The 24,387-nt window shown below is 64.7% G+C and carries 18 protein-coding genes and 7 tRNA genes; 18 read left to right on the top strand and 7 right to left on the bottom strand.

Annotated features, from left to right (window positions below):
* Positions 1-623: cupin domain-containing protein (locus tag POF53_RS24530; protein WP_498969835.1), on the top strand; the 623-nt coding region annotated here is incomplete at its 5' end.
* Positions 624-636: 13 nt separating this feature from the next.
* On the opposite strand, the gene POF53_RS24525 is transcribed toward POF53_RS24530, so the two are convergent.
* From POF53_RS24525 to POF53_RS24515, 3 genes are all read right to left on the bottom strand, one after another.
* Entirely contained in the window at positions 637-1,881 is a 1,245-nt protein-coding gene (locus POF53_RS24525) for a cytidine/deoxycytidylate deaminase family protein (protein WP_498969833.1), read from the bottom strand.
* Between the two features lie 127 nt (positions 1,882-2,008).
* Positions 2,009-2,084, bottom strand: a tRNA-Asn gene (locus POF53_RS24520).
* 62 nt (positions 2,085-2,146) lie between these two features.
* Entirely contained in the window at positions 2,147-3,343 is a 1,197-nt protein-coding gene (locus POF53_RS24515) for an amino acid aminotransferase (protein WP_186716432.1), read from the bottom strand.
* 289 nt (positions 3,344-3,632) lie between these two features.
* On the opposite strand from POF53_RS24515, the gene uvrB reads away from it, so the two are divergent.
* On the top strand, positions 3,633-5,648 hold the full coding sequence (uvrB, locus tag POF53_RS24510; RefSeq protein WP_232857729.1) for an excinuclease ABC subunit UvrB: 2,016 nt from the start codon (positions 3,633-3,635) through the stop codon (positions 5,646-5,648).
* Positions 5,649-5,783: 135 nt separating this feature from the next.
* Here the strand turns inward: uvrB and POF53_RS24505 are convergent, their stop codons facing one another.
* Positions 5,784-7,334 (bottom strand): MDR family MFS transporter, encoded by a 1,551-nt coding sequence (locus tag POF53_RS24505; protein WP_498969830.1) that lies wholly within the window; start codon positions 7,332-7,334, stop codon positions 5,784-5,786.
* Positions 7,324-8,373 (bottom strand): HlyD family secretion protein, encoded by a 1,050-nt coding sequence (locus POF53_RS24500; protein WP_203647536.1) that lies wholly within the window; start codon positions 8,371-8,373, stop codon positions 7,324-7,326. Before POF53_RS24500 ends, POF53_RS24505 begins: the two co-directional genes overlap by 11 nt.
* A 142-nt stretch (positions 8,374-8,515) precedes the next feature.
* Between POF53_RS24500 and gltX the strand changes: the two genes are divergently transcribed.
* The 12 genes from gltX to POF53_RS24440 all read left to right on the top strand — a co-directional run bounded on the left by gltX (position 8,516) and on the right by POF53_RS24440 (position 14,842).
* Entirely contained in the window at positions 8,516-9,997 is a 1,482-nt protein-coding gene (gene gltX / locus POF53_RS24495; protein ID WP_198743667.1) for a glutamate--tRNA ligase, read from the top strand.
* A gap of 324 nt (positions 9,998-10,321) precedes the next feature.
* Positions 10,322-10,397, top strand: a tRNA-Ala gene (locus POF53_RS24490).
* A 72-nt stretch (positions 10,398-10,469) separates the two neighbouring features.
* Positions 10,470-10,545: transfer RNA gene (locus POF53_RS24485), tRNA-Glu, on the top strand.
* Positions 10,546-10,598: 53 nt separating this feature from the next.
* Positions 10,599-10,674: transfer RNA gene (locus POF53_RS24480), tRNA-Ala, on the top strand.
* Positions 10,675-10,716: 42 nt separating this feature from the next.
* Positions 10,717-10,792, top strand: a tRNA-Glu gene (locus POF53_RS24475).
* Between the two features lie 66 nt (positions 10,793-10,858).
* Positions 10,859-10,934: transfer RNA gene (locus tag POF53_RS24470), tRNA-Ala, on the top strand.
* Between the two features lie 42 nt (positions 10,935-10,976).
* A tRNA-Glu gene (locus POF53_RS24465) sits at positions 10,977-11,052 on the top strand.
* A 171-nt stretch (positions 11,053-11,223) separates the two neighbouring features.
* The gene (locus POF53_RS24460; protein WP_050704722.1) at positions 11,224-11,763 is read left to right on the top strand and encodes a TetR/AcrR family transcriptional regulator; all 540 of its coding nucleotides are present in this window, start codon (positions 11,224-11,226) and stop codon (positions 11,761-11,763) included.
* Between the two features lie 24 nt (positions 11,764-11,787).
* Positions 11,788-12,621, top strand: coding sequence for an alpha/beta fold hydrolase (locus POF53_RS24455; protein ID WP_203647534.1), 834 nt, complete (start codon positions 11,788-11,790; stop codon positions 12,619-12,621).
* 151 nt (positions 12,622-12,772) lie between these two features.
* Positions 12,773-13,207, top strand: coding sequence for an acyl-CoA thioesterase (locus POF53_RS24450; RefSeq protein WP_498969827.1), 435 nt, complete (start codon positions 12,773-12,775; stop codon positions 13,205-13,207).
* A 52-nt stretch (positions 13,208-13,259) separates the two neighbouring features.
* On the top strand, positions 13,260-14,231 hold the full coding sequence (locus POF53_RS24445; protein ID WP_498969825.1) for a tRNA dihydrouridine synthase: 972 nt from the start codon (positions 13,260-13,262) through the stop codon (positions 14,229-14,231).
* Positions 14,232-14,398: 167 nt separating this feature from the next.
* The gene (locus POF53_RS24440) at positions 14,399-14,842 is read left to right on the top strand and encodes an Hsp20 family protein (RefSeq protein ID WP_028690428.1); all 444 of its coding nucleotides are present in this window, start codon (positions 14,399-14,401) and stop codon (positions 14,840-14,842) included.
* A gap of 201 nt (positions 14,843-15,043) precedes the next feature.
* Here the strand turns inward: POF53_RS24440 and POF53_RS24435 are convergent, their stop codons facing one another.
* Both POF53_RS24435 and POF53_RS24430 read right to left on the bottom strand, forming a co-directional pair.
* Positions 15,044-18,340: a PAS domain S-box protein gene (locus POF53_RS24435; protein WP_498969823.1), complete on the bottom strand. Its 3,297-nt coding sequence runs from the start codon at positions 18,338-18,340 to the stop codon at positions 15,044-15,046.
* A gap of 61 nt (positions 18,341-18,401) precedes the next feature.
* On the bottom strand, positions 18,402-19,280 hold the full coding sequence (locus tag POF53_RS24430; protein ID WP_028690430.1) for a LysR family transcriptional regulator: 879 nt from the start codon (positions 19,278-19,280) through the stop codon (positions 18,402-18,404).
* A 131-nt stretch (positions 19,281-19,411) separates the two neighbouring features.
* Here POF53_RS24430 and leuC point away from each other — a divergent pair, with 131 nt between their 5' ends.
* From leuC to asd, 4 genes are all read left to right on the top strand, one after another.
* A complete protein-coding gene (gene leuC, locus POF53_RS24425) occupies positions 19,412-20,845 on the top strand; it encodes a 3-isopropylmalate dehydratase large subunit (RefSeq protein ID WP_203647531.1) in 1,434 nt (477 codons plus the stop codon).
* The gene (gene leuD / locus POF53_RS24420; RefSeq protein WP_110739341.1) at positions 20,842-21,486 is read left to right on the top strand and encodes a 3-isopropylmalate dehydratase small subunit; all 645 of its coding nucleotides are present in this window, start codon (positions 20,842-20,844) and stop codon (positions 21,484-21,486) included. The genes leuC and leuD overlap by 4 nt, the downstream gene beginning before the upstream one ends.
* A 90-nt stretch (positions 21,487-21,576) precedes the next feature.
* On the top strand, positions 21,577-22,659 hold the full coding sequence (gene leuB / locus POF53_RS24415; protein WP_232857725.1) for a 3-isopropylmalate dehydrogenase: 1,083 nt from the start codon (positions 21,577-21,579) through the stop codon (positions 22,657-22,659).
* A 63-nt stretch (positions 22,660-22,722) separates the two neighbouring features.
* Positions 22,723-23,835, top strand: coding sequence for an aspartate-semialdehyde dehydrogenase (gene asd, locus POF53_RS24410; protein WP_498969820.1), 1,113 nt, complete (start codon positions 22,723-22,725; stop codon positions 23,833-23,835).
* The last annotated feature ends 552 nt before the right edge of the window (positions 23,836-24,387 follow it).

Raw genomic sequence — 24,387 nt, 5'->3', positions numbered from 1 at the left:
TTGGGTTTGGCGCTAGACTTTTGATCGGCAACGGCAACGGCAACGGCAACGGCAACGGCAACGGCAACGGCAACGGCAACGGCAACGGCAACGGCAACGGCCAAAACGATAAACCGGCAATCGGCCTCCCGTTTTTTCCGCGAATTGGCCGTTTGCCCCTCACCACCCTGGGCTTAACCTGCAGGCAGATACCCCTCAGGAGAAACCCGATGCAATCCATCCGTCTACCTATTGCCCTGTTGACATTAGGCCTGCTCGCCCCGTTGTCACCTACCTGGGCCCACGGCGAGAAGCCCGACCAGGTCAAGATTCTCCAGGAACAACTCCCCACCAACGCCCCCGGCAAGAAAGCCGTGATGCTCACGGTCAGCTATGGCCCCGGCCAGGCATCGCCCGCCCATCAGCATCCGGGAGCGGTCATGGCCTATGTGCTGGAAGGGGCGGTGACCTCCAAGCTCAACGACGAACCGGAGAAAACCTACAAGGCCGGCGAGTTCTGGTACGAGGCGCCGGGCACCGTGCACAGCGTGTCGCGCAATGCCAGCAAGACCCAGTCGGCCAAACTGCTGGTCTGGAGCCTGGTGGACGAGGGGCGGCCAGTGACCGAACCCCTGTCCCAATGATTAACCGAGGGGGTTACAGCGCGCCCTTCGCAGCTTGGATCAGGGCGTCGTCCAGCACCTGGCTGGGGGCGACCTGAACGCTCTGGGTGTAGAAGGGCGGCAGCTTCTGCGCCAGCTGCGCCACGGCCTGCGGCGTCACACCTGGGTGCAGCAGCACATATTGCAGGTTGGACGGGAACGACTGCGGCACAGGCCCCTCCATGGTCGAGCCATACGCACCGAAGGTCATCACTGCTTCACTGGTGCGCGGATCAGGGATGTACAGGAAGACGAACGTGCCGTACTTGGGATGGGTGAGGTACTGCTGCGCCTCAGCGCGGACCTGCGGGTCGTTGCTGTTCATCAACTGCCAGCGCATCAGGGCATAGCGGCGTGTGGTTTCCATGAACGCCGTGCGGATGGGCGACTGTTTTTCCTGGCCGCCAAGGCAGGCCAGCAGGTTGCCGAACGGATCCAGCAAGGCCACGGCATTCATCGTGTCGGCATGGCGAGCGGTTTCCGTCAATGGCTTGGCCAAGGCCGCGCCCGGCATGCGCGGGTCGTCGAACTTGACCGTCAATGCCCATGAGCTGAGTTCGGTCAATGCCTTGCGCACCGCGCTGTTGGCCGGCAGCGATGCCGGGTTCTTAAGCTTGTCAGGCGCCAGGCCACTATTGTTGCTCGCATCGCGTACCGTGTTGACGCTGGCGTCGAAGATCGAGCCGGTCAGGCTGAATACTCGCGAGTCGATGGTTTCCTTCGCGAAGACGGGGCCTGTCGAGCCTTGGTACTGCCGATCGATAGGCTTGTCTACCGCGTAGTAGCCCCAGGTTTGCTGGGCTTTCTGGCGCACTTCCGGCGGCAGGGTCGGGAAGTCGAACTGACTGTTGTAGTTGACCCCGGCATAGGTGTCGATGGCGCTGACCGCCACATTGAAACCGGCGGTCAGCAGCGAGCCTGCGCACATCGCGCAGGGGTCCAGGGTAGTGACCACGGTGAGCGCGCCGGGCGGCGGCAGGTTCAGGGCCTGGCGATTGTCGTAGTACCACTGCACCAACTGGCGTTCGCCGTGGGCTGTAGGATCATGAGGCAGGAACGGGGGTTGCGCGGTGCTGTCGGGGTAGGGCATCAGCACATTGTTGTGCATGGCCTTCAACACCTTGCCGGTGGCATTTTCGATGATGCAGCCGCCTACCGCGAACGTCTTCTGCAGTGCGGCGAGGATGGATTGATCGGCGACCACTTCCACGGCTTGCTGGGCATTGCGAACGGTGTCCATGTTGACTCCCTGTCGTTGCTGCGCGAGGTGCGCAGGCAGACGATAGTCCAGGGCAGTCGGAAAACAAGCGGCGGATCCTGAAAAGAAAAAACCTCCAGTGCTTGCGCATCTGGAGGTTTTCAGTGTTTGGCTCCGCGACCTGGACTCGAACCAGGGACCCAATGATTAACAGTCATTTGCTCTACCGACTGAGCTATCGCGGAATCTGCGCGTATCTTACTGACTGCTTGGGGGAAGTCAAGCTTCCCCCAAGACAATCAAGCAGTTACAGCACTTCGACGATGGCCTTGGTGACCACGTGAATGTTGCTCTGGTTCAGTGCGGCGACCGCGATGCGACCGGTGTCCAGGGCGTAGATGCCGAACTCGTTCTTCAGGCGCGCCACTTGCTCAACGGTCAGGCCCGAGTAGGAGAACATGCCGCACTGGCGACCGACGAAGCTGAAGTCGCGCTTGGCGCCGTATTCGGCCAGCAGCTCGACCATCTGCTTGCGCATGCCGTGGATGCGCTCGCGCATCTCGGCCAGCTCGGTTTCCCACATCTGGCGCAGCTCGGGGCTGTTGAGCACGGCGGCGACGATGCTGGCACCGTGGGTCGGCGGGTTGGAGTAGGTGGTACGGATTACCCGCTTGACCTGCGACAGCACGCGGGTGCTCTCGTCCTTCGAGGCGGTGACGATCGACAGCGCGCCGACGCGCTCGCCGTACAGCGAGAACGACTTGGAGAACGAGCTGGAAACGAAGAACTCAAGGCCCGATTCGGCGAACAGGCGCACGGCGAAGGCGTCTTCGTCGATGCCGGCACCGAAGCCCTGGTAGGCCATGTCGAGGAACGGGATGTGGCCCTTGGCCTTGACCACTTCCAGGACGTTTTTCCAGTCGTCCAGCGACAGGTCGACGCCGGTCGGGTTGTGGCAGCAGGCGTGCAGGACGATGACCGAGCCGGCCGGCAGCTTGTTCAGGTCCTCGAGCATGCCGGCGCGGTTGACGTCTTGGCTGGCGGCGTCGTAGTAACGGTAGGTCTGTACCGGGAAACCGGCGCTCTCGAACAGGGCACGGTGGTTTTCCCAGCTCGGGTCGCTGATGGCCACCACGGCGCCCGGCTGCAGGCGCTTGAGGAAGTCGGCGCCGATCTTCAGCGCGCCGGTGCCGCCCACGGCCTGCACGGTGACCACGCGGCCGGCGGCCAGCAGTGGCGACTCGGCGCCGAAGATCAGCTTCTGCACGGCCTGGTCGTACTGGGCGATGCCGTCGATCGGCAGGTAGCCGCGCGAAGCGTGCTGGGCGGCACGGGCGGTCTCGGCTTCGATTACCGCGCGCAGCAGCGGGATGCGGCCTTCCTCATTGCAGTAGACGCCCACGCCCAGGTTCACCTTGTCGGTGCGTGGGTCGGCGTTGAATGCTTCGTTGAGGCCCAGGATAGGGTCGCGGGGTGCCAGCTCGACAGCGGAAAACAGGCTCATTGTTACCTTGGCTCTGATAGGAGAGTGATAGGGGTCGCCACGCTCCAGCCGAAGGCACTGAAGCGGTGCACAAACGGGGAGTCAGTATAGTGATACCGACCGGTCACTGCGACAGTCTGGCGCAGCTTTTCCGGCTGTTTGCGCAAATATTTTTCGACCATTGGTCGAATTGCCCGGTCCATAGACATGAACGTTCACAGGTCGGGCTTGAATCCCGCGCCCGGGGCGCGCATTTGGGTATAGACTACTGGCTAAATTTACAGTTGCCGCGACATCCACGAGGTCCGTCATGTCCGAGTTCCAGCTCGTCACCCGATTCCAGCCGGCCGGCGACCAGCCCGAGGCCATCCGCCAGATGGTCGAGGGCATCGACGCGGGCCTGTCGCACCAGACCCTGCTCGGGGTGACCGGCTCGGGCAAGACCTTCAGCATCGCCAACGTCATCCAGCAGGTGCAGCGCCCGACCATGGTGCTGGCGCCGAACAAGACCCTGGCGGCCCAGTTGTACGGCGAGTTCAAGGCGTTCTTCCCGAACAACGCGGTGGAGTACTTCGTCTCCTACTACGATTACTACCAGCCCGAGGCCTACGTGCCGTCGTCGGACACCTTCATCGAGAAGGACGCGTCGATCAACGACCACATCGAGCAGATGCGCCTGTCGGCGACCAAGGCGCTGCTGGAGCGGCGCGACGCGATCATCGTCACCACCGTGTCGTGCATCTACGGCCTGGGCAGCCCCGAGACGTACCTGAAGATGGTCCTGCACGTCGACCGCGGCGACAAGCTCGACCAGCGTGCCCTGCTGCGGCGCCTGGCCGACCTGCAGTACACCCGCAACGAGATGGACTTCGCCCGTGCCACCTTCCGTGTGCGCGGCGACGTGATCGACATCTTCCCGGCCGAATCGGACCTCGAGGCCATTCGTATCGAGCTGTTCGACGACGAGGTGGAGAACATCGCTGCCTTCGATCCGCTGACCGGCGAGGTGATTCGCAAGTTGCCGCGTTTCACTTTCTACCCCAAGAGCCACTACGTGACCCCGCGGGAGACCCTGCTCGACGCGGTGGAGGGCATCAAGGACGAGCTCAAGGATCGACTGGAGTACCTGAACACACACAACAAGCTGGTCGAGGCGCAGCGCCTGGAGCAGCGCACCCGGTTCGACCTGGAGATGATCCTCGAGCTGGGCTACTGCAACGGCATCGAGAACTACTCGCGCTACCTTTCCGGGCGCCCGGCCGGTGCGCCGCCGCCCACGCTCTACGACTACCTGCCGGATGACGCGCTGCTGGTGATCGACGAGTCCCACGTCAGCGTTCCGCAGGTCGGTGCGATGTACAAGGGTGACCGTTCGCGCAAGGAGACCCTGGTGGAGTACGGCTTCCGCCTGCCGTCGGCACTGGATAACCGGCCGATGCGCTTCGACGAATGGGAGGCGGTCAGCCCACAGACCATCTTCGTCTCCGCCACCCCCGGTACCTACGAGGCCGAGCACGCCGGGCGGGTGGTGGAGCAGGTGGTGCGGCCGACCGGCCTGGTCGATCCGCAGGTCGAGGTGCGCCCGGCGCTGACCCAGGTGGACGACCTGCTGTCGGAGATCGGCAAGCGCGTGGCCATGGGCGAGCGGGTACTGGCCACCACGCTGACCAAGCGCATGGCCGAGGACCTCACCGACTACCTGGCTGACCACGATGTGCGGGTGCGCTACCTGCACTCGGACATCGACACCGTCGAGCGGGTCGAGATCATCCGCGACCTGCGGCTGGGCACCTTTGATGTACTGGTGGGGATCAACTTGCTGCGTGAGGGTCTGGACATGCCCGAGGTGTCGCTGGTGGCGATCCTCGATGCTGACAAGGAAGGCTTCCTGCGCTCCGAGCGTTCGCTGATCCAGACCATTGGTCGCGCCGCGCGCAACCTCAACGGCAAGGCGATTCTCTACGCCGACAACATCACCGGCTCCATGCAGCGGGCCATCGACGAGACCGAGCGGCGCCGGGCCAAGCAGGTGGCGTTCAACGAAGCCAATGGCATCGTGCCCAAGGGTGTGGTCAAGGACATCACCGACATCATGGAAGGCGCCACAGTGCCGGGCGCACGGAGCAAGAAGCGCAAGGGCATGGCCAAGGCGGCGGAGGAGGCCGAGCGCTACGAGGCCGAGCTGCAGACCCCGGCGCAGATCACCAAGCGCATCAAGCAGTTGGAAGAGAAGATGTTCCAGTTCGCCCGCGACCTGGAGTTCGAGGCCGCCGCGCAGTTGCGCGACGAGATCGGCAAGCTGCGCGAGCGGCTGATCGCCAGTTGAGCGGCGTCTATCAGTGCCGGCCCCTTCGCGGGTAAACCCGCTCCCACAGGATTCGCGTAGACGCTGAACCTGTGGGAGCGGGTTTACCCGCGAAGAGGCCGGCAGCCGCACGACAGATTTTGCTTGTGGGCTGTGTCAGTGAGCCTCACCCGCCTTCAACCCCTGCGGCAACGTGCGGGTCAGCAACACCGCCAGCATGCTCACCGCCAGCCCGATCCCGACAAAATGGAAGGCATCGTTGTAGGCCATGATCAAGGCCTGCTGGTGGGTAATCTCGGACAGCTTGCCCAGCGCCGCGCTATCGCTGCCTAGCCGCTCGGCTAGCTGCGCCAGGCGCTCCGCCACCTGTGGGTTGCTCGGCACCACCGCCTCGCGCAGGTAGTCGAAGTATTCCTTGGTCCGTGCATCCAGCAGCGTCGCCAGCAAGGCAATGCCGATGGCGCCACCCAGGTTGCGCAGGATGTTGAACAGGCTCGACGCCGAGCCCGCGTCCTGGGGCTGGATATAGGCCGTGGCGATCAGCGAGATGGTCACCATGATCATCGGCTGGCCAAGGGCGCGGATCACCTGGATCTGGTTGAACTGCGGGCCGGCGAAGTCCGGATTGAGCACCCCGGAGCCGAAGCTGGCCGCGCCGAACAGGCAAAAGCCCAGGGCGCACAGCACCTTGGGCGGGATCACCTTCATCAACTGCGGCACCAGCGGAATCAGGAACAGCTGCGGCACGCCCATCCACATGATCACCTCGCCGATCTGCAGGGCGTTGTAGCCCTGGATCTGCGCCAGGTACAGCGGCAGCAGGTAGATCGACCCGTACAGGCCGACGCCCATGCCCAGGCTGGCAATGCTCGACAAACCGAAGTTGCGGTTGCCGAGAATGCTCAGGTTGATCAGCGGGTGCGGACGGGAGAACTGCAGGATCACGAACAGGATCAGGCTGAGCAGGGCGATGCTGCCCAGGCTGACGATCAGGCTCGACTCCAGCCAGTCCTTGCGATGCCCCTCCTCGAGAAACACCTGCAGGCAGCCCAGGCCCAGGCCGAGGGTGACGATGCCAGCGTAGTCGGTGCTCTTGAGCAGTTCCCAGTGCGCTTCCTTCTTCTCCAGCCCGTAGAGCAGGCCGGCGATCATCACCAGCCCCGGCGGGATGTTGATGTAGAAGATGTATTCCCAGCCCCAGTTCTCGGTGAGCCAGCCGCCCAGGGTCGGGCCGATGGAAGGGGCGAAGGTGGCGGTCATGGCGAACATGGCCATGCCTTTGGCGCGGTGGTGTTCGGGCAGCTTGATCAACGTCAGGGTGAACGCCAGCGGGATCAGCGCGCCACCGGTGAAACCCTGCAGGGCGCGGAACACGATCATGCTCTCGAGGTTCCAGGCCATCGAGCACAGCAGCGACGACACCAGGAAGCCCAGCGACACCCACACCGCCAGGCGCCGGGCCGAGAGTAGCTGCACCAGCCAGGCGGTCAGCGGGATCATGATGATCTCGGCCACCAGGTAGGAGGTGGAGATCCACGAGCCTTCCTCCAGGGTCGCCGACAGCGCGCCCTGGATGTCCTTGAGCGAAGAGTTGGTGATCTGGATGTCCAGCACCGCCATGAAGGCGCCGAGCATCACGCTCATCACCGCGATCCAGTCGCGCCGGGTCGGCTCCGCGGTGGGGCGCAGCAGCGCGTCACCGGCCATCCGCATCCCCATCGCGCAGGTCGACCGTGGCGGTGACCGACATGCCCGGGCGGATGCGCCCATGCAGCGGGTTGTCGGCGGCGAAGGTCAGCTTGACCGGAATGCGCTGCACCACCTTGGTGAAGTTGCCGGTGGCGTTGTCCGGCGGCAACAGGCTGAACTGCGCGCCGGAAGCGGCGAACAGGCTGTTCACGCGGCCTTCGATCGGGGTGTCGGGGTAGCTGTCGAACAGCAGTTCGGCACGCTGGCCGGGGTGCATCCGGCCGATCTGGGTTTCCTTGAAGTTGGCCTGCACCCAGATGTCTTCGTCGGGGACGATCGACAGCAGGTAGGCGCCGGCCTGCACCACCTGGCCGTTGCGGGCGCTGCGCTGGCCGATGGTGCCGCTGATCGGCGCGTGGATCGCGCAGCGGGTCAGGTTCAGCTCGGCCTGGGCCAGGTCGGCGCGGGCGTTGGCGATCTGCGCGTCGAGGCGCTTGAGTTCGGCGTTCAGGGCGTCGACCTGTTGGCGCTGGCCCTTGAGGTCGGCCTGGGCCTTGTCCACCTGGGAGCGGGCGACATGGCTTTCCGCCGACAGGGTGGTGACCCGCTCTTCGGAGACGAAGCCGGGCTTGCGCAGGGCCTGGGCGCGGTTGAGGTCCAGCTGCGAGCGGTCGAGGGTGGCCTGGCTGGCGGCGACCTGGGCCTGGCCGGCCGCGATCAGGCTGCCTTGCTGGGTCAGGCGGCTGCGCGCCTGGGCCAGTTCCGCCTCGCGGGTGGCCAGGGCCGCGCGGGCGCGCTCGACGGCCAGCTCGAAGTCGGCGGCTTCCAGGCGCACCAGCAGGTCGCCCTTGCTCACATGCTGGTTGTCCTCGACCCGCACCTCGTCGATGCGCGCGCCCAGTTGGCTGGAGATGCGGGTGATCTCGCCTTGCACATAGGCGTTGTCGGTGCTCTCGTAGAAGCGCCCCTTGAAGTACCAGTGGGCCAGGAAGGCAAGGCCGACCAGCAGTACCAAGGTGATGAAGACCAGCAGGCGACGTTTGAGTGGAGTGGGCATGGGAGGCTGTCATTGCGAAAATGTAAGCAAATTTAACAGCGCCCGGCAGGGCGCTCACAAGTGGCGATCGCGCCATTGCTGGAGCCCGGTGCCCGCTCCCTGCTAACATTCCGCCTTTGTTTCTCTTTGTCCGAGACTCTCCATGACCACCGTTCGCACGCGCATCGCGCCATCGCCCACCGGCGACCCCCATGTCGGCACCGCCTACATCGCCCTGTTCAACTACTGCTTCGCCAAGCAGCATGGCGGTGAGTTCATCCTGCGGATCGAAGACACCGACCAGTTGCGCTCCACCCGCGAGTCGGAGCAGCAGATCTTCGACGCCCTGCGCTGGCTCGGCATCGAATGGAACGAAGGCCCGGACGTCGGCGGCCCGCACGGCCCGTACCGGCAGAGCGAACGTGGCGAGATCTATGCCAGGTACGCCAAGCAACTGGTCGATGCCGGCCACGCCTTCTACTGCTTCTGCACCGCCGAAGAGCTGGAGCAGATGCGTGCCGAGCAGATGGCCCGCGGCGAAACCCCGCGCTACGACGGCCGCGCCCTGCTGCTGAGCGACGAGGAAGTGCAGCGCCGCCTGGCCGCTGGCGAGCCGCACGTGATCCGCATGAAGGTGCCGAGCGAAGGCGTCTGCGTGGTGCCGGACATGCTCCGTGGCGACGTCGAGATCCCGTGGGACCGCATGGACATGCAGGTGCTGATGAAGAACGACGGCCTGCCGACGTACTTCCTGGCCAACGTGGTCGACGACCACCTGATGGGCATCACCCACGTGCTGCGCGGCGAAGAGTGGCTGCCGTCGGCGCCCAAGCTGATCAAGCTGTACGAGTACTTCGGCTGGGAACAGCCCAAGCTGTGCTACATGCCGCTTTTGCGCAACCCCGACAAGAGCAAGCTGTCCAAGCGCAAGAACCCGACCTCGGTGACCTTCTACGAGCGCATGGGCTTCATGCCCGAAGCCATGCTCAACTACCTGGGCCGCATGGGCTGGTCGATGCCGGACGAGCGCGAGAAGTTCTCGCTGGCCGAGATGGTCGAGCACTTCGACCTGTCGCGCATCTCCCTGGGCGGCCCGATCTTCGACATCGAGAAGCTGTCGTGGCTGAACGGCCAGTGGCTGCGTGAGCTGCCGGTGGAAGAGTTCGCCGCGCGCGTGCAGAAGTGGGCGTTCAACAGCGACTACATGATGAAGATCGCCCCGCACGTGCAGGGCCGGGTCGAGACCTTCAGCCAGGTCGCCCCGCTGGGTGGCTTCTTCTTCGAAGGCGCGCTCAAGCTTGACGCCAAGCTGTTCGAGAGCAAGAAGCTGTCGGCCGACCAGGTGCGCCAGGTGATGCAGCTGATCCTGTGGAAGCTGGAAAGCCTGCGTCAGTGGGAAAAGGACCGCATCACCGGCTGCATCCAGGCCGTGGTCGAGTCGCTGGAGTTCAAACTGCGCGATGCCATGCCACTGATGTTCGCCGCCATCACCGGCCAGGCCAGCTCGGTGTCGGTGCTCGACGCCATGGAAATCCTCGGCCCCGACCTGACCCGCTACCGCCTGCGCCAGGCCATCGACCTGCTCGGTGGCGTGTCGAAGAAGGAAAACAAGGAGTGGGAGAAGCTGCTGGCGAACATCGCCTGACAGCGGCTATCGTGCCCCCTGTAGGAGCGGCCTTGTGCCGCGAAAGGGCCGCAAAGCGGCCCCGGCGATTCTGCGTCAATGCACAGATTGTGGGACCGCGTTGCGGTCCTTTCGCGGCACAAGGCCGCTCCTACAAGGGAGCGGCGCTCTGATTCAGCAGGGCAGGGCGGTAAGTGATTGTTATCTGTGAAAAAAATTTTGAATATTTTCAAAAATTCGTTTGACAGCCCTGCAATCCGATCTTAATATGCGCCCCGTCCACAGCGATGAACGAAAACGAAACGCCAGGCACCCAGCCAGCGGTTCGGTTCAAAGCGACATTGTGGGGCTATAGCTCAGCTGGGAGAGCGCCTGCATGGCATGCAGGAGGTCAGCGGTTCGATCCCGCTTAGCTCCACCAAATTCCGCTTGATGGCCAAGGCCGTCAGGCAAGACCGGTTCCAGTAAACGGGTCTTGAAGGTAAGAAGGTTCGTCCCCTTCGTCTAGTGGCCTAGGACACCGCCCTTTCACGGCGGTAACAGGGGTTCGAGTCCCCTAGGGGACGCCAGTTTCACACAAGCGATGTTTCACGATGTCGCTGGGCCGCGAGGCTAGAAATCCGGGGCTATAGCTCAGCTGGGAGAGCGCCTGCATGGCATGCAGGAGGTCAGCGGTTCGATCCCGCTTAGCTCCACCAATTTTGCCGCGATTCGCGAAAGCGGGTCGGCACGAAGGTTACGTCCCCTTCGTCTAGTGGCCTAGGACACCGCCCTTTCACGGCGGTAACAGGGGTTCGAGTCCCCTAGGGGACGCCACTTTTACCCGCGTTTGCGGGAGTTGAATGACTCATCATCCAGATCGGTGAGTCATTTGTTTTACTCGGGGCTATAGCTCAGCTGGGAGAGCGCCTGCATGGCATGCAGGAGGTCAGCGGTTCGATCCCGCTTAGCTCCACCAATTCGCCACGATTCGCAGCAGCGAGTCGGCACGAAGGTTTAAGTCCCCTTCGTCTAGTGGCCTAGGACACCGCCCTTTCACGGCGGTAACAGGGGTTCGAGTCCCCTAGGGGACGCCAATTTTTTACCTGCGTTTTGCAGGACTTATAAGGCTCATTCGATTATTGAATGGGCCTTTTGTTTTTTCTGCCTCCCGAAAAGTGTCGCTGCGCCGATCAATGGCCGCAGATTCCGCTTGCCAGAAAATATTATGAGCATAATATGATGGTCATAATGTTTTGAGGTGAGCCATGAGCGACAAGAAGAGCAAGACCCGCGAACGCATTCTCGATGCCGCCCGTAGCGCGTTGGTGCAGCAGGGGCCGGCCGAGCCGAGCGTCAGCCAGGTCATGGGCGCCGCGGGGCTGACAGTCGGCGGCTTCTATGCCCACTTCGACAGCAAGGACGAGCTCATGCTCGAGGCGTTCAGCCAGTTGCTCGGCGAGCGCCGCGCCTTGCTCGCTCAGGTCGATCCCGCCCTTGACGGCGCCGGGCGTCGGGCCCTGGTCGCGGCCTTCTACCTGTCGCGCAAGCACCGTGATTCCGAGGTGCAGGCGTGCCCGATTCCCAATGCGCTGAGCGAGATGCAACGCCTGCCGGAGGCGTTTCGCAACGTGCTGGCCGAACACATCGAGCTGATGACCGCACAAATGGTCGATCGTCCCGAAGACATCGACAAGGCGCTCGCCGATTTCGCCCTGATGGTGGGTGGCTTGGCCGTGGCCCGTGCCCTGGGCGATGGCGAGTTGTCCGACCGTATCCTGCGCGCCGCCAAGTCGGCGGTGATCTGAGCAACCTGACCCTGGAGCAAGGCGATGACTACTTTGAGCTGGATTCGTGGCGTCAATGGCACCCTCGGCCACCTGGTCCCCGAACATGTTGCCGGCAAGATGCGTCGTGCCTTCATGACGCCGCGCACCTTGCCGCCCAAAGCCTGGGAGCTGCCGCTGCTGGCCCGCGCCGAGCGCATTACCCTGCGCTTCGGGCTGTCGGCGCTGCGCTGGGGGCAGGGGCCGACGGTGTTGCTGATGCATGGCTGGGAAGGGCGGCCGACCCAGTTCGCGGCGCTGATCGAGCGGCTGGTCGACAGCGGCCATACCGTGGTTTCGCTGGAAGGGCCGGCCCATGGGCGCTCACCCGGCGAGCAGGCGCATGTGGTGGCGTTCGCCCGCGCCTTGCTGGAGGCCGCCGCCGAGCTGCCGCCGCTGCGGGCGGTGATTGGCCACTCCATGGGCGGCGCCAGCCTGTTGCTGGCCCTGCAATGGGGGCTGCGCACCGATGCGGCGGTCAGCATCGCCGCGCCGGCCCGCCTGCTTGGCGTGCTGCGCGGCTTCGCTCGGCGCCTGGGTCTGCCGGCCCGGGCCCGGGCCGCGTTCATCCGTCAGGTGGAGCGGGATGTTGGCGTCCAGGTGGCGCGCCTGGATGTCAGTGGCTACCAGCTGGATGTGCCGGGCCTGGTGGTGCACGCCGAGGACGATCCGGTGGTGCCGGCCGGCGAGGCGCCGGTGATTCACCAGGCCTGGTTCGACAGCCGCCTGCTGCTGCTGGAAGAGGGTGGTCATCAGCGGGTGCTGGCCGACCCGCGGCTGGGCGAGGCGGTGATGGAACTGCTGGCGCGTTCTACCCAGCACGCGCGGCAAAGCGCCTGAGCATCCGTTACACTGTGCCCGTTTGATCGGTGTGCAAAACGCTACGGGAGCAGGCATTGCGTTGCCTGGCACCAGCTTCGCTGGTGTTCGCGGGTAAACCCGCTCCCACAGGGTTGGGCATTTCAATGGGCAGTTTCCCAATGGAGCGGGCATGAGCTGGGATCTGGCAGCACCATTCATCATCGACCTACGCGTCGGCAGCGAGGACATCGACGGCCTCGGCCACGCCAACAACGCTGTCTATGTCACCTGGCTGGAGCGCTGCGCCTGGCGCCATTCCCAGCGCCTGGGGCTGGACCTGGCCGAGTATCGCCGGCTGGACCGGGCGATGGCCGTGTTCCGCCATGAAATCGACTACCTCGCCGCCGCCTATGAGGACGACGAGCTGCAGTTGGGCACCTGGATCGTCGACTGGGACCAGCGCCTGCGCATGACCCGACGCTTCCAGCTCAAGCGCCCGAGTGACGGCGTGACCCTGCTGCGGGCACAGACCACCTTCGCCTGCATCGAGCTGTCCAGCGGCAAGCCAAAGCGCATGCCGGCGGAATTCCTCGACGGCTACGGTCCGGCGCTGACCGGCCGCTGAATCGCGGCGGTTTTTTGCTAGACTGCCGCCTTTTGCGTGGCGAGACCCTGAAATGCAAATTGCCCTGGCCCCGATGGAGGGGCTGGTCGACAACATCCTGCGCGACGTCCTGACCCGGGTGGGCGGTATCGATTGGTGCGTCACCGAGTTCATCCGCGTCTGTGATCGCCTGCTGCCGGCGTCGTCGTTCGACAAGCTGGCGCCGGAGTTGCGCCAGGGCGCGCGCACCGCGGCCGGCGTGCCGATGCGTGTACAACTGCTCGGCTCGGATCCTGTGTGCCTGGCCGAAAACGCGGCCCTGGCCTGCGAGCTGGGCGCGCCGGTCATCGACCTGAACTTCGGTTGCCCGGCCAAGACCGTGAACAAGTCCCGGGGCGGGGCGGTGCTGCTCAAGGAGCCCGAGCTGCTGCATGCCATCGTCCGCGAGGTACGTCGCGCGGTGCCGGCGCATATCCCGGTGACCTCGAAGATGCGCCTGGGCTACGACAGCCCCGACGGCGCGCTGGACTGCGCCAGGGCGCTGGCCGAAGGCGGCTCGGCGCACCTGGTGGTGCATGCGCGGACCAAGGTCGAGGGCTACAAGCCTCCGGCCCATTGGGAGTGGGTGGCACGGGTGCAGGATGTGGTCGCGGTGCCGGTGTTCGCCAATGGCGAGATCTGGACGGTCGACGACTGGCGGCGTTGCCGCGAGGTCAGTGGCGCCAGGGACATCATGCTGGGGCGCGGGCTGGTGTCGCGTCCGGACCTGGCCTTGCAGATCGCCGCGGCCCGCGATGGCGTCGAATACCAGCCGATGAGCTGGGACGAGTTGCTGCCGCTGCTGCGCGAGTTCTGGCGCCAGGCCCAGGACAAGCTGTCGCCGCGCTACGCGCCGGGGCGGATGAAGCAGTGGCTGGCGATGCTGACCCGTGGCTATCCCGAGGCGGTGGCGTTGTTCGCCGAGTTGCGTCGGGAGGATGACTGCCGGCGGATCAGTAGGTTGCTGGGGGTGGAGCTGCAGGCCGTCGAGGTTTGTGTCGCCTGAGCTGGCGCTATCGCGGGGCAAGCCCGCTCCCACGAAGCCATGCCCAGTCGTAAAATTTTTCAGGCCAGCCCTTGAAAGGCGTTTGCCCGGACATATCTCTTGAGTACGCGATGCCGAAGTCGGGTCGCGTAGTGACTTTACTTGCTGAATCTCAGGAGTTAATGACCATGACTACCGCTTTCTCTCTCGCGCCTCTTTTCCGCAACTCCGTCGGTTTCGACCGTTTCAACGACCTGTTCGAAGCCGCCGCCCGTAACGAGGCCGGTAGCAGCTACCCGCCCTACAACGTGGAAAAGCATGGCGATGACCACTATCGCATCGTGGTTGCCGCAGCCGGCTTCCAGGAGCAGGACCTCGACCTGCAGGTCGAAAAAGGTGTCCTGACTGTGACCGGCGGCAAGCGCGACAACGCCAGCGAAGGTGTCACCTTCCTGCACCAGGGCATTGCCCAGCGCGCTTTCAAGCTGTCGTTCCGCCTGGCCGACCATATCGAGGTCAAGGGCGCGGGCCTGGCCAACGGCCTGCTCAGCATCGAGCTGCTGCGCATCGTGCCGGAAGAAGCCAAGGCCAAGCGCATCCCGATCAACGGCGAAAAGCCGGCGCTGAACTGAGTTCGGCGGGATGAAACAAAGGGCACCTTCGGGTGCCCTTTCTGCTTTATGCGGACCCTGTAGGAGCGGCCTTGTGCCGCGAAAGGGGCGCGTAGCGGCCCCAGGGTTTCAGCGTTAAAGCAGTAATCGCCGGGGCTGCTGAGCAGCCCTTTCGCGGCACAAGGCCGCTCCTACAGGGGATCGCGTAAGCTCCTAACTTAATCAGTAATCCGCCGGCGCCTCCAGCAGCATCTGGCGGAACTCCGGCAACGGCAGCGGCCGGCTGTGCAGGTAGCCCTGGTACAGGTGGCAACCCAGCCGCTCGAGAAACTCCAACTGCTCGCTCAGCTCCACGCCCTCGGCAATCACCGCCAGTTCCAGGCTGCGGGCCATGGCGACGATGGCGCGGACGATCTCGGCGTCGTTGGGGTCGACCGGCGCGTCGCGCACGAAGGTCTGGTCGATCTTCAGCGCATCCACCGGCAGGCGCTTGAGGTAGGTGAGCGAGGAATACCCGGTGCCGAAGTCGTCCATGGCGAAGCTCACGCCATAGCCCTTGAGTTCGCGCATCTTGCTGATGGTGTCCTCCAGGTTCTGGATGACGATGCCTTCGGTGATCTCCAGCGTCAGCATGCGTCGCGGCAGGCGGTAGTCGTCGAGGCTGCGCAGCACCCGCTCGACGAAGTCGTTCTGGCGGAATTGCCGCGGGCTGATGTTGACGCACAGGCTGAAGTCGTCGGCGTCGATCAGGCCGTCCGCGAGCATGCGCGCGCAGGCATCGCAGGCTTCGTCGAGGATCCAGCTGCCGACTTCGAGGATCAGGCCGCTTTCCTCCAGCACCTGGATGAACTGCGCCGGCGGTTGCTGGCCCAGTTGCGGGTGGTGCCAGCGCAGCAGCACCTCGGCGCCGACAATGCGGTTGTCGCGGGCATCGACCTGGGGCTGGAAGTGCAGGGCCAGTTCGCCCCGGGCCAGGGCCAGGCGCAGGTCGCTCTCCATGCGCAGCCGCTCGCTGGCGGCCTTCTGCATGGTGGTGTGGAACAGCTGGGTGGTGTTGCGGCCGGAGTCCTTGGCCCGGTACAGGGCGATGTCGGCGCGCTTGAGTAGATCGGCGGGGGTGGCGCCATGGTCGGGGATCAGCGCCACGCCGATGCTCGGCGTCACCTGCAGGCGCTGGCCGTCCAGCGACATCGGCTCGGCCAGCAGCTCGCGCAGGGTGTCGGCCAGCTCTCGGACCCGGGTCTCGACCACCTCGCGGCTGCCCTCCAGGCCGCTGAGCAGCACCACGAACTCGTCGCCGCCCAGGCGCGCCACGGTGTCCTCCAGGCGCACGCTGGCCTCGAGGCGGGCGGTGATGATCTTCAGCACCGTGTCGCCCACCGGATGGCCGAGGGAGTCATTGATGTGCTTGAAGTGATCAAGATCGAGGAACAGCAGCGCGCCGCGCAGGTTGTGGCGCTTGAGCAGGGCGATCTGCTGGCTCAGGCGGTCCATCAGCAGGGCGCGGTTGGGCAGGTTGGTCAGCGGGTCATGGTAGGCCAGGTGACGAATCTGCGCCTGGGCGTTCTTCAGCAGGCTGACGTCGCGGGCGTTGATCAGCAGGCAATCGGTCTCGTTGAGGCTGATCGGCTCCACCGAGACTTCCACGGTGAGGATGTCGCCACGCTTGTTGCGTCCGAGCATCTCGCGATGATGCACCCGGCCGCGCTCGCGCAGCTCGTTGAGCAGGGCGGCGCGCTGCTTTTCATCGGCCCAGATGCCGATCTCGTAGACCGTGCGCCCCACCACTTCCTCGGGGCTGTAGCCGGTCAGCCGGCTGAAACCGTCGTTGACCTCCACGTAGCGCCCGCTCTGGCGCTCGGTGATGGTGATGGCGTCGGGGCTGGAGTGGAAGGCCTTGGCGAATTTCTCTTCGCTGGCCTTGAGCGCCGCCTCGGCGCGTTGCTGCTGGGTGATGTCGCGCAGGGTGGTGACGCTGCAGGGCTGGCTGTCGACGCTGATCAGGCGGCTGGAGATCACGCAGGTCAGCGGCGTGCCGTTGCGGTGGTTGACCACCACCGCCACGTTGCTCAGGGCCTGGTCGCGGATCACCCGCTCGATGCGCTGGGCGCGCTCGGCGGATTCGGCCCACAGGCCGATCTCCTCGGCGGTCTGGCCGAGGATCTGCTCCGGGTTCCAGCCGAAGGTCTGGCTGAAGGCCGGGTTGATCTCGATGAACTGGCCGGTGTCCTGGCGGGTCACGCAGATCGGGTCGGGGCTGACCTGGAACAGGCTGGCGAATTTTTCTTCCGAGGCGCTCAGGCGTTGTTCGCGCTCGACCTGGTCGGTGATGTCGAGCAGGGTGCCGGCCATGCGTAGCGGGTTGCCCTGGTCGTCGCGGTACAGCCGGGCGCGGCTTTCGATATAGCGCGAGGCGCCGTTGTCCAGCTGCACGCGGTAGGTGATCTGGTAGTTGCCCGCCGGCCCCTCGCGCAGGCTGCGGTAGGCCTGGCGCATGACGCTGCGCTCGTGCTCGGGCACGCCTTCGAAGAACGCCTCGAACGACTCGTGGAACGGCACCGGGTCCAGCCCGTGCAGCTGGGCGGCGCGGGCCGAGCCGTAGAGCATGCCGCTGGGAATATGCCAGTCCCAGGTGCCGAGCTGGGCCGAGTCCAGGGCCAGGTCGAGGCGCTCCTGGCTGTCCTTTAGCGCCTGTTCGGCACGTTTGCGCTCGGTGGTGTCGACGAAGGTGCTGATCAGGTAGGTGACGCCTTCGAGTTCGATGCCCTGGGTGCAGAGGATGCCGTCGTGGATCTTGCCGCTGGTGGCGCGGAACTGCACCTCCAGGGTTAACGGCCCGCTGCCGGCGCGGGTGGCGTCCATCACCAGGTGGCGCTGCTCGGGATTGACCCACAGGCCCAGCTCCAGGCTGGTCTTGCCGACCACCTGGGCGCCCGGCCAGCCGAACATGTGCTCGAAATGCTGGTTGACCTCGATGATCAGGCCGTCGTGGCGGCGGGTCAGGAGGATGGCGTTGGGGCTGAGGTGGAACAGGGTGGCGAAGCGCTTTTCCGAGTTGATCAGCGCGGTTTCTCGTTCGCGCTGGCGGGTTATCTCGCGAATGACCCCGATCATCTGCGGCCGGCCATGAGGGTCGTGGGTCAGGCTGCCGTTGATCTCCAGCCAGTGCACGCTGCCATCGGGCCAGCGGATGCGGTGGCGCATGGCCTGTTCCACCGGCTCGCCGTTGACCACGGCCTGGAACGCCTGGCGGGTGCGGGCGCGGTCTTCCTCGGGCAGCAGGTCCAGGTAGTCGACGTCGTTGGGCAGCGGGCGCTGCGGATCGAAGCCGAACAGTGCCTGGGTGCCCCGTGACCAGCTCACCCGGCCACTCTCGATGTCCCACAGCCAGGCGCCCAGGCGCGCGCCGTTGAGCGCGGCCAACAGCTGGGGAGCGTTCTGCCAGGCCAGCTCCGACTCCTGGGGATCGGCCGCAGGGATGCGTGGCAGGCGCGGAAAGCGGTTTGCTGATTTGGGCATCGGTACCAGACCTTTGGCGGAAAACGCGTCCTTGTGGATGTCATGCCGTACTGACGAGCGGTCAGGCGGACCCTGCATGGCTGTCGAGCAGGGCCATGAAAGCCCTGGCCGCGTTCGACAGCGTGCGTTCGGTATGCAGTATGTAGCCTAGCTGGCGTGACAGCTGTATGCCGGGCAGGGCGATGGGCGCCACTTGTTCATCGAGCATAGTACGTGGCAGCACGCTCCACGCCAGGCCGATCGACACCATCATCTTGATGGTTTCCAGGTAGTTGGTGCTCATGGCGATGTTCGGCACCAGGCCCTGGCTCTCGAACAGGCGCTGGACGATATGGTGGGTGAAGGTGTTGCCGCCGGGGAACACCGCCGGGTGGCGCGCCACGTCGGCCAGGCTGACCGCGCCATTGCTGGCCAGTGGGTGCTCGGGCGAGGCGACGAAGTCCAGGGCGTCGTCCCACACCGGCACTGCCCGTACCAGGTGGTGCGGCTCGGGCGCCAGAGTGATCACGGCAATTTCGGCGCGACCGTGCAGCACCTCGTCGTAGGCCGCCTCCGAGTCGAGGAACTGGATATCCAGGGCCACCGCCGGGTACTGGCGGGTAAAGGCACGCAGCAGCGGCGGCAGGCGGTGCAGGCCGATGTGATGGCTTGTAGCCAGGGTCAGGCGACCGCTCACCGCCCCGGTGAGGTTGGTCAGGGCGCGGCGGGTATCATCGAGTACGTTGAGGATCTGATAAGCGCGGGGCAGCAGGGCGCGGCCGGCCTCGGTGAGGGTGACCTCGCGGCCCAGGCGGTCGAACAGGCGCACGTCCAGCTGCTGCTCGAGGCCGGCGATGCGCTTGCTGATGGCCGGCTGGGTCAGGTGCAGGCGTTCGCCCGCCCCGGAAAAACTGCCGGTTTCGGCGATGGCGATGAAGGCGCTGAGGTTGGCCAGGTCCATCTCTTTGAATTCCTGATGGTTATGCAAAGCATGAAAATTATGAATTTGAGTTATTCAATCTATCGCCATAGCATCGTCCGTACAAGCCAAGGGGTCTTTGGCATAGAAAGACGCTGATGAGGAACAGTCTGATGGCTGGCAAAACGCTCTACGACAAACTCTGGGAAGCTCATGAGGTCAAGCGCCGCGATGACGGCTCGTCCTTGATCTACATCGACCGCCACATCATCCACGAAGTGACTTCGCCCCAGGCTTTCGAAGGCCTGCGCCTGGCCAGCCGCAAACCGTGGCGCATCGACGCCAACATCGCCACCCCCGACCACAACGTGCCGACCACGCCGGAGCGCAAGGGCGGCATCGAGGCCATCGTCGACCAGGTGTCGCGCCTTCAGGTGCAGACCCTCGATGAGAACTGTGACGAATATGGCATCGTCGAATTCAAGATGAATGACGAGCGTCAGGGTATCGTCCATGTCATCAGCCCGGAGCAGGGCGCGACCTTGCCAGGCATGACCGTGGTCTGCGGCGACTCGCACACCTCCACCCACGGCGCGTTCGGCGCCCTGGCCCATGGCATCGGCACCTCCGAGGTCGAGCACGTGCTCGCCACCCAGTGCCTGGTGGCCAAGAAAATGAAGAACATGCTGGTGCGCGTCGAGGGTCAATTGCCCGCCGGCGTCACCGCCAAGGACATCGTCCTCGCCGTGATCGGCAAGATCGGCACCGCCGGCGGCAACGGCCATGCCATGGAGTTCGCCGGCAGCGCCATCCGCGAGCTGTCGATGGAAGGCCGCATGACCATCTGCAACATGTCCATCGAAGCCGGTGCCCGGGTAGGCCTGGTGGCTGTCGACGGCACCACCGTCGCCTATGTCGAAGGCCGTCCGTACGCGCCGAAGGGCGAGCAGTGGACGCAGGCCGTCGAGGCCTGGAAAGGCCTGGTGTCCGACGCCGATGCCGTGTTCGACACGGTGGTCGAGCTCGACGCCGCGCAGATCAAGCCGCAGGTCAGCTGGGGCACCTCGCCGGAGATGGTCCTGGCCGTCGACCAGCGCGTGCCGGACCCGGCCGCCGAGCCCGACCTGATCAAGCGCGGCTCGATCGAGCGCGCCCTCAAGTACATGGGCCTGGCCGCCAACCAGGCGATCACCGAGATCAAGCTCGACCGCGTGTTCATCGGTTCGTGCACCAACTCGCGCATCGAAGACCTGCGCGCCGCCGCCGAGATCGCCAAGGGCCGCAAGGTCGCCGCCAACGTCAAGCAGGCGCTGGTGGTGCCGGGCTCGGGCCTGGTCAAGGCCCAGGCCGAGCGCGAAGGGCTGGACAAGATCTTTCTCGAAGCCGGCTTCGAATGGCGTGAACCAGGCTGCTCGATGTGCCTGGCGATGAACCCGGACCGCCTGGAGAGCGGCGAGCACTGCGCGTCCACCTCCAACCGCAACTTCGAAGGCCGCCAGGGCGCCGGTGGTCGTACCCACCTGGTCAGCCCGGCCATGGCCGCCGCCGCCGCGGTGACCGGCCACTTCATCGATGTCCGCGAGTTGATCCAAGGGAGCGCAGCATGAAAGCCTTTACCCAGCACACCGGTCTTGTCGCGCCATTGGATCGTGCCAACGTCGACACCGACCAGATCATTCCCAAGCAGTTCCTCAAGTCGATCAAGCGCACCGGCTTCGGCCCCAACCTGTTCGACGAGTGGCGTTACCTGGACGTCGGCCAGCCTTACCAGGACAACAGCAAGCGCCCGTTGAACCAGGACTTCGTGCTCAACCATGCGCGTTACCAGGGTGCCAGCGTGTTGCTGGCGCGGGAGAACTTCGGTTGCGGCTCGAGCCGCGAGCATGCCCCATGGGCGCTCGACGAGTATGGTTTTCGCAGCGTGATCGCGCCGAGTTTCGCCGACATCTTCTTCAACAACAGCTTCAAGAACGGCCTGTTGCCGATCATTCTTGACGCTGCCGAAGTCGACGAGCTGTTCAAGCAGGTCGAGGCCAACCCGGGTTACCAGCTGACCATCGATCTCGAGGCCCAGGCGGTGACTCGTCCGGACGGCAAGGTGCTGAAGTTCGAGATCGACGCGTTCCGCAAGCACTGCCTGCTCAACGGCCTGGACGATATCGGCCTGACCCTGCAGGACAGCGACGCGATCAAGGCGTTCGAGGGCAAGCACCGCGCCAGCCAGCCCTGGTTGTTCCGCGACGCGTGATTGACTGCTTGCCCCGCGCAGAGGGGCATTGGACACTGAAGTACTTCGGCGCGCCTGCGAGGCGCGCCGCTTGATTGGATAGAGGAACGCATGAGCAAGCAGATTCTGATTCTCCCAGGTGACGGCATCGGTCCGGAAATCATGGCCGAGGCGGTCAAGGTGCTGGAACTGGCCAACGACAAGTTCCAGCTCGGCTTCAGCCTCACCCATGACGTGATCGGTGGCGCGGCCATCGACAAGCACGGCGTGCCGCTGGCCGACGAGACCCTGGCGCGCGCGCGCGAGGCCGACGCCGTGCTGCTGGGCGCCGTGGGCGGCCCGAAGTGGGACAAGATCGAGCGTGACATCCGTCCGGAGCGCGGCCTGCTGAAGATCCGTTCGCAACTGGGCCTGTTCGCCAACCTGCGCCCGGCCATCCTCTATCCGCAACTGGCCGATGCCTCGTCGCTCAAGCCCGAGATCGTTTCCGGCCTGGACATCCTCATCGTCCGCGAGCTGACCGGCGGCATCTACTTCGGCGCGCCACGCGGCCAGCGCGAGCTCGAAGGCGGCGAGCGCCAGGCCTATGACACCCTGCCGTACAGCGAGAGCGAAGTGCGCCGTATCGCCCGTGTCGGCTTCGACATGGCCCGCGTGCGCGGCAAGAAGCTGTGCTCGGTGGACAAGGCCAACGTCCTGGCCTCCAGCCAGCTGTGGCGCGAAGTGGTCGAAGAGGTGGCCAAGGACTACCCGGACGTCGAGCTGAGCCACATGTACGTGGACAACGCCGCCATGCAGCTGGTGCGCGCGCCCAAGCAGTTCGACGTGGTGGTGACCGACAACATGTTCGGCGACATCCTGTCGGATGAGGCTTCCATGCTCACCGGTTCCATCGGCATGCTGCCGTCGGCGTCGCTGGATGCCGACAACAAGGGCATGTACGAGCCGTGCCACGGTTCGGCGCCGGACATTGCAGGGCAGGGCATCGCCAACCCGCTGGCGACCATTCTCTCGGTGTCGATGATGCTGCGCTACAGCTTCAACCAGACGGCCGCCGCCGAGGCGATCGAGCAGGCGGTGAGCCGGGTGCTGGACCAGGGCCTGCGCACCGGCGACATCTTCTCCGAGGGCTGTAGCAAGGTGGGTACGCAGGAAATGGGCGACGCAGTAGTCGCAGCGCTGCGGAATCTGTAATCTCTCTGGCCCGCCACCAAAAACTCCCGGTGGCGGCCCACTTTTAGCAAAGGTGTAGTTGCGATGAAACGTGTAGGTCTGATCGGTTGGCGTGGAATGGTCGGTTCCGTGCTCATGCAGCGGATGCTCGAAGAGCAGGACTTCGACCTGATCGAGCCGGTGTTCTTCACCACCTCCAACGTCGGTGGCCAAGGCCCTGCCGTGGGCAAGGACACTGGCCCGCTCAAGGACGCCTACAGCATCGACGAGCTCAAGACCCTCGACGTGATCCTGACCTGCCAGGGCGGCGACTACACCAACGAAGTCTTCCCCAAGCTGCGCGAAGCGGGCTGGCAGGGCTACTGGATCGACGCGGCCTCGTCCCTGCGCATGCAGGACGACGCGGTGATCATCCTCGACCCGGTCAACCGCAAGGTCATCGACCAGCAGCTGGACGCGGGCACCAAGAACTACATCGGCGGCAACTGCACCGTCAGCCTGATGCTGATGGGCCTGGGCGGCCTGTTCGAAGCCGGCCTGGTCGAGTGGATGAGCGCCATGACCTACCAGGCGGCCTCGGGTGCCGGCGCGCAGAACATGCGTGAGCTGATCAAGCAGATGGGCGGTATCCACGCGGCGGTCGCCGACGACCTGGTCAACCCGGCCAGCGCCATCCTCGACATCGACCGCAAGGTGGCTGAGGCCATGCGCGGCGAGGGCTTCCCGACCGACAACTTCGGCGTGCCGCTGGCTGGCAGCCTGATCCCGTGGATCGACAAGGAGCTGCCGAACGGGCAGAGCCGTGAAGAGTGGAAGGCCCAGGCCGAGACCAACAAGATCCTTGGGCGCTTCAAGAGCCCGATTCCGGTCGATGGCATCTGCGTGCGGATCGGCGCCATGCGTTGCCACAGCCAGGCGCTGACCATCAAGCTGAACAAGGATGTGCCTTTGGCGGACATCGAAGGCATGATCAGCCAGCATAATCCCTGGGTGAAACTGGTGCCTAACCAGCGGGAGATCAGCATGCAGGAGCTGAGTCCTACCCAAGTGACCGGGACCCTGAACGTTCCGGTCGGGCGTTTGCGCAAGCTGAACATGGGGTCGCAGTATCTTGGGGCCTTCACCGTTGGCGACCAGTTGCTGTGGGGGGCTGCGGAGCCGCTGCGGCGGATGTTGCGGATTCTGCTGGAGCGGTGATCTGGGTGGTTTGAGTTTGGATTTTGAAGAGCCCGTGTTGCGAGAGTGATGCGGGTTTTTTTATTGGTGTTAGATTCGTTGTTCGTTGTTCGTTGTTCGTTTTGATGTTTTTATTTGCATTCATTTGCGATGTCGACGCATAGTCACCTTTCCGCCCTTACGGCGGGTTACTTTGGTCGTGGCCAAAGTAACCAAAGCCGTGGCGCTCCATTCATCCGGCCCTCCGCTTCGCTCCGGGTTCCCTCACTCCGGTCTTGCTCCCGGGAGGACCGCGCTGCAGGGCCCATCCTGGGCCCCAGCGCTTGACGGGCATCCATGCCCGTCACCTCCCTGCGCAAGACCTCCGTTCGGCCTCCTGAAGTCGCGAAGTTACGGGCGGCGCCTGGACTGGCGCAGCTGTCGCTAGTTGAAATTTAATTGATCTCCCGATCGCATCGCGGGGCAAGCCCGCTCCCACGCAATAGTCGCCGCGATATATAAACCTGTAGGAGCGGGCTTGCCCCGCGAAAGGGCAGGAACAGCCAATACATAATTAACTGTCAAACAACCAAC

The organism is Mitsuaria sp. RG, from assembly GCF_028369275.1.
GTDB lineage: Bacteria > Pseudomonadota > Gammaproteobacteria > Pseudomonadales > Pseudomonadaceae > Aquipseudomonas > Aquipseudomonas peradeniyensis.
The sequence above is the reverse complement of the archived record's forward strand: the minus strand, read 5'-3'. Positions and strand labels throughout refer to the sequence as shown.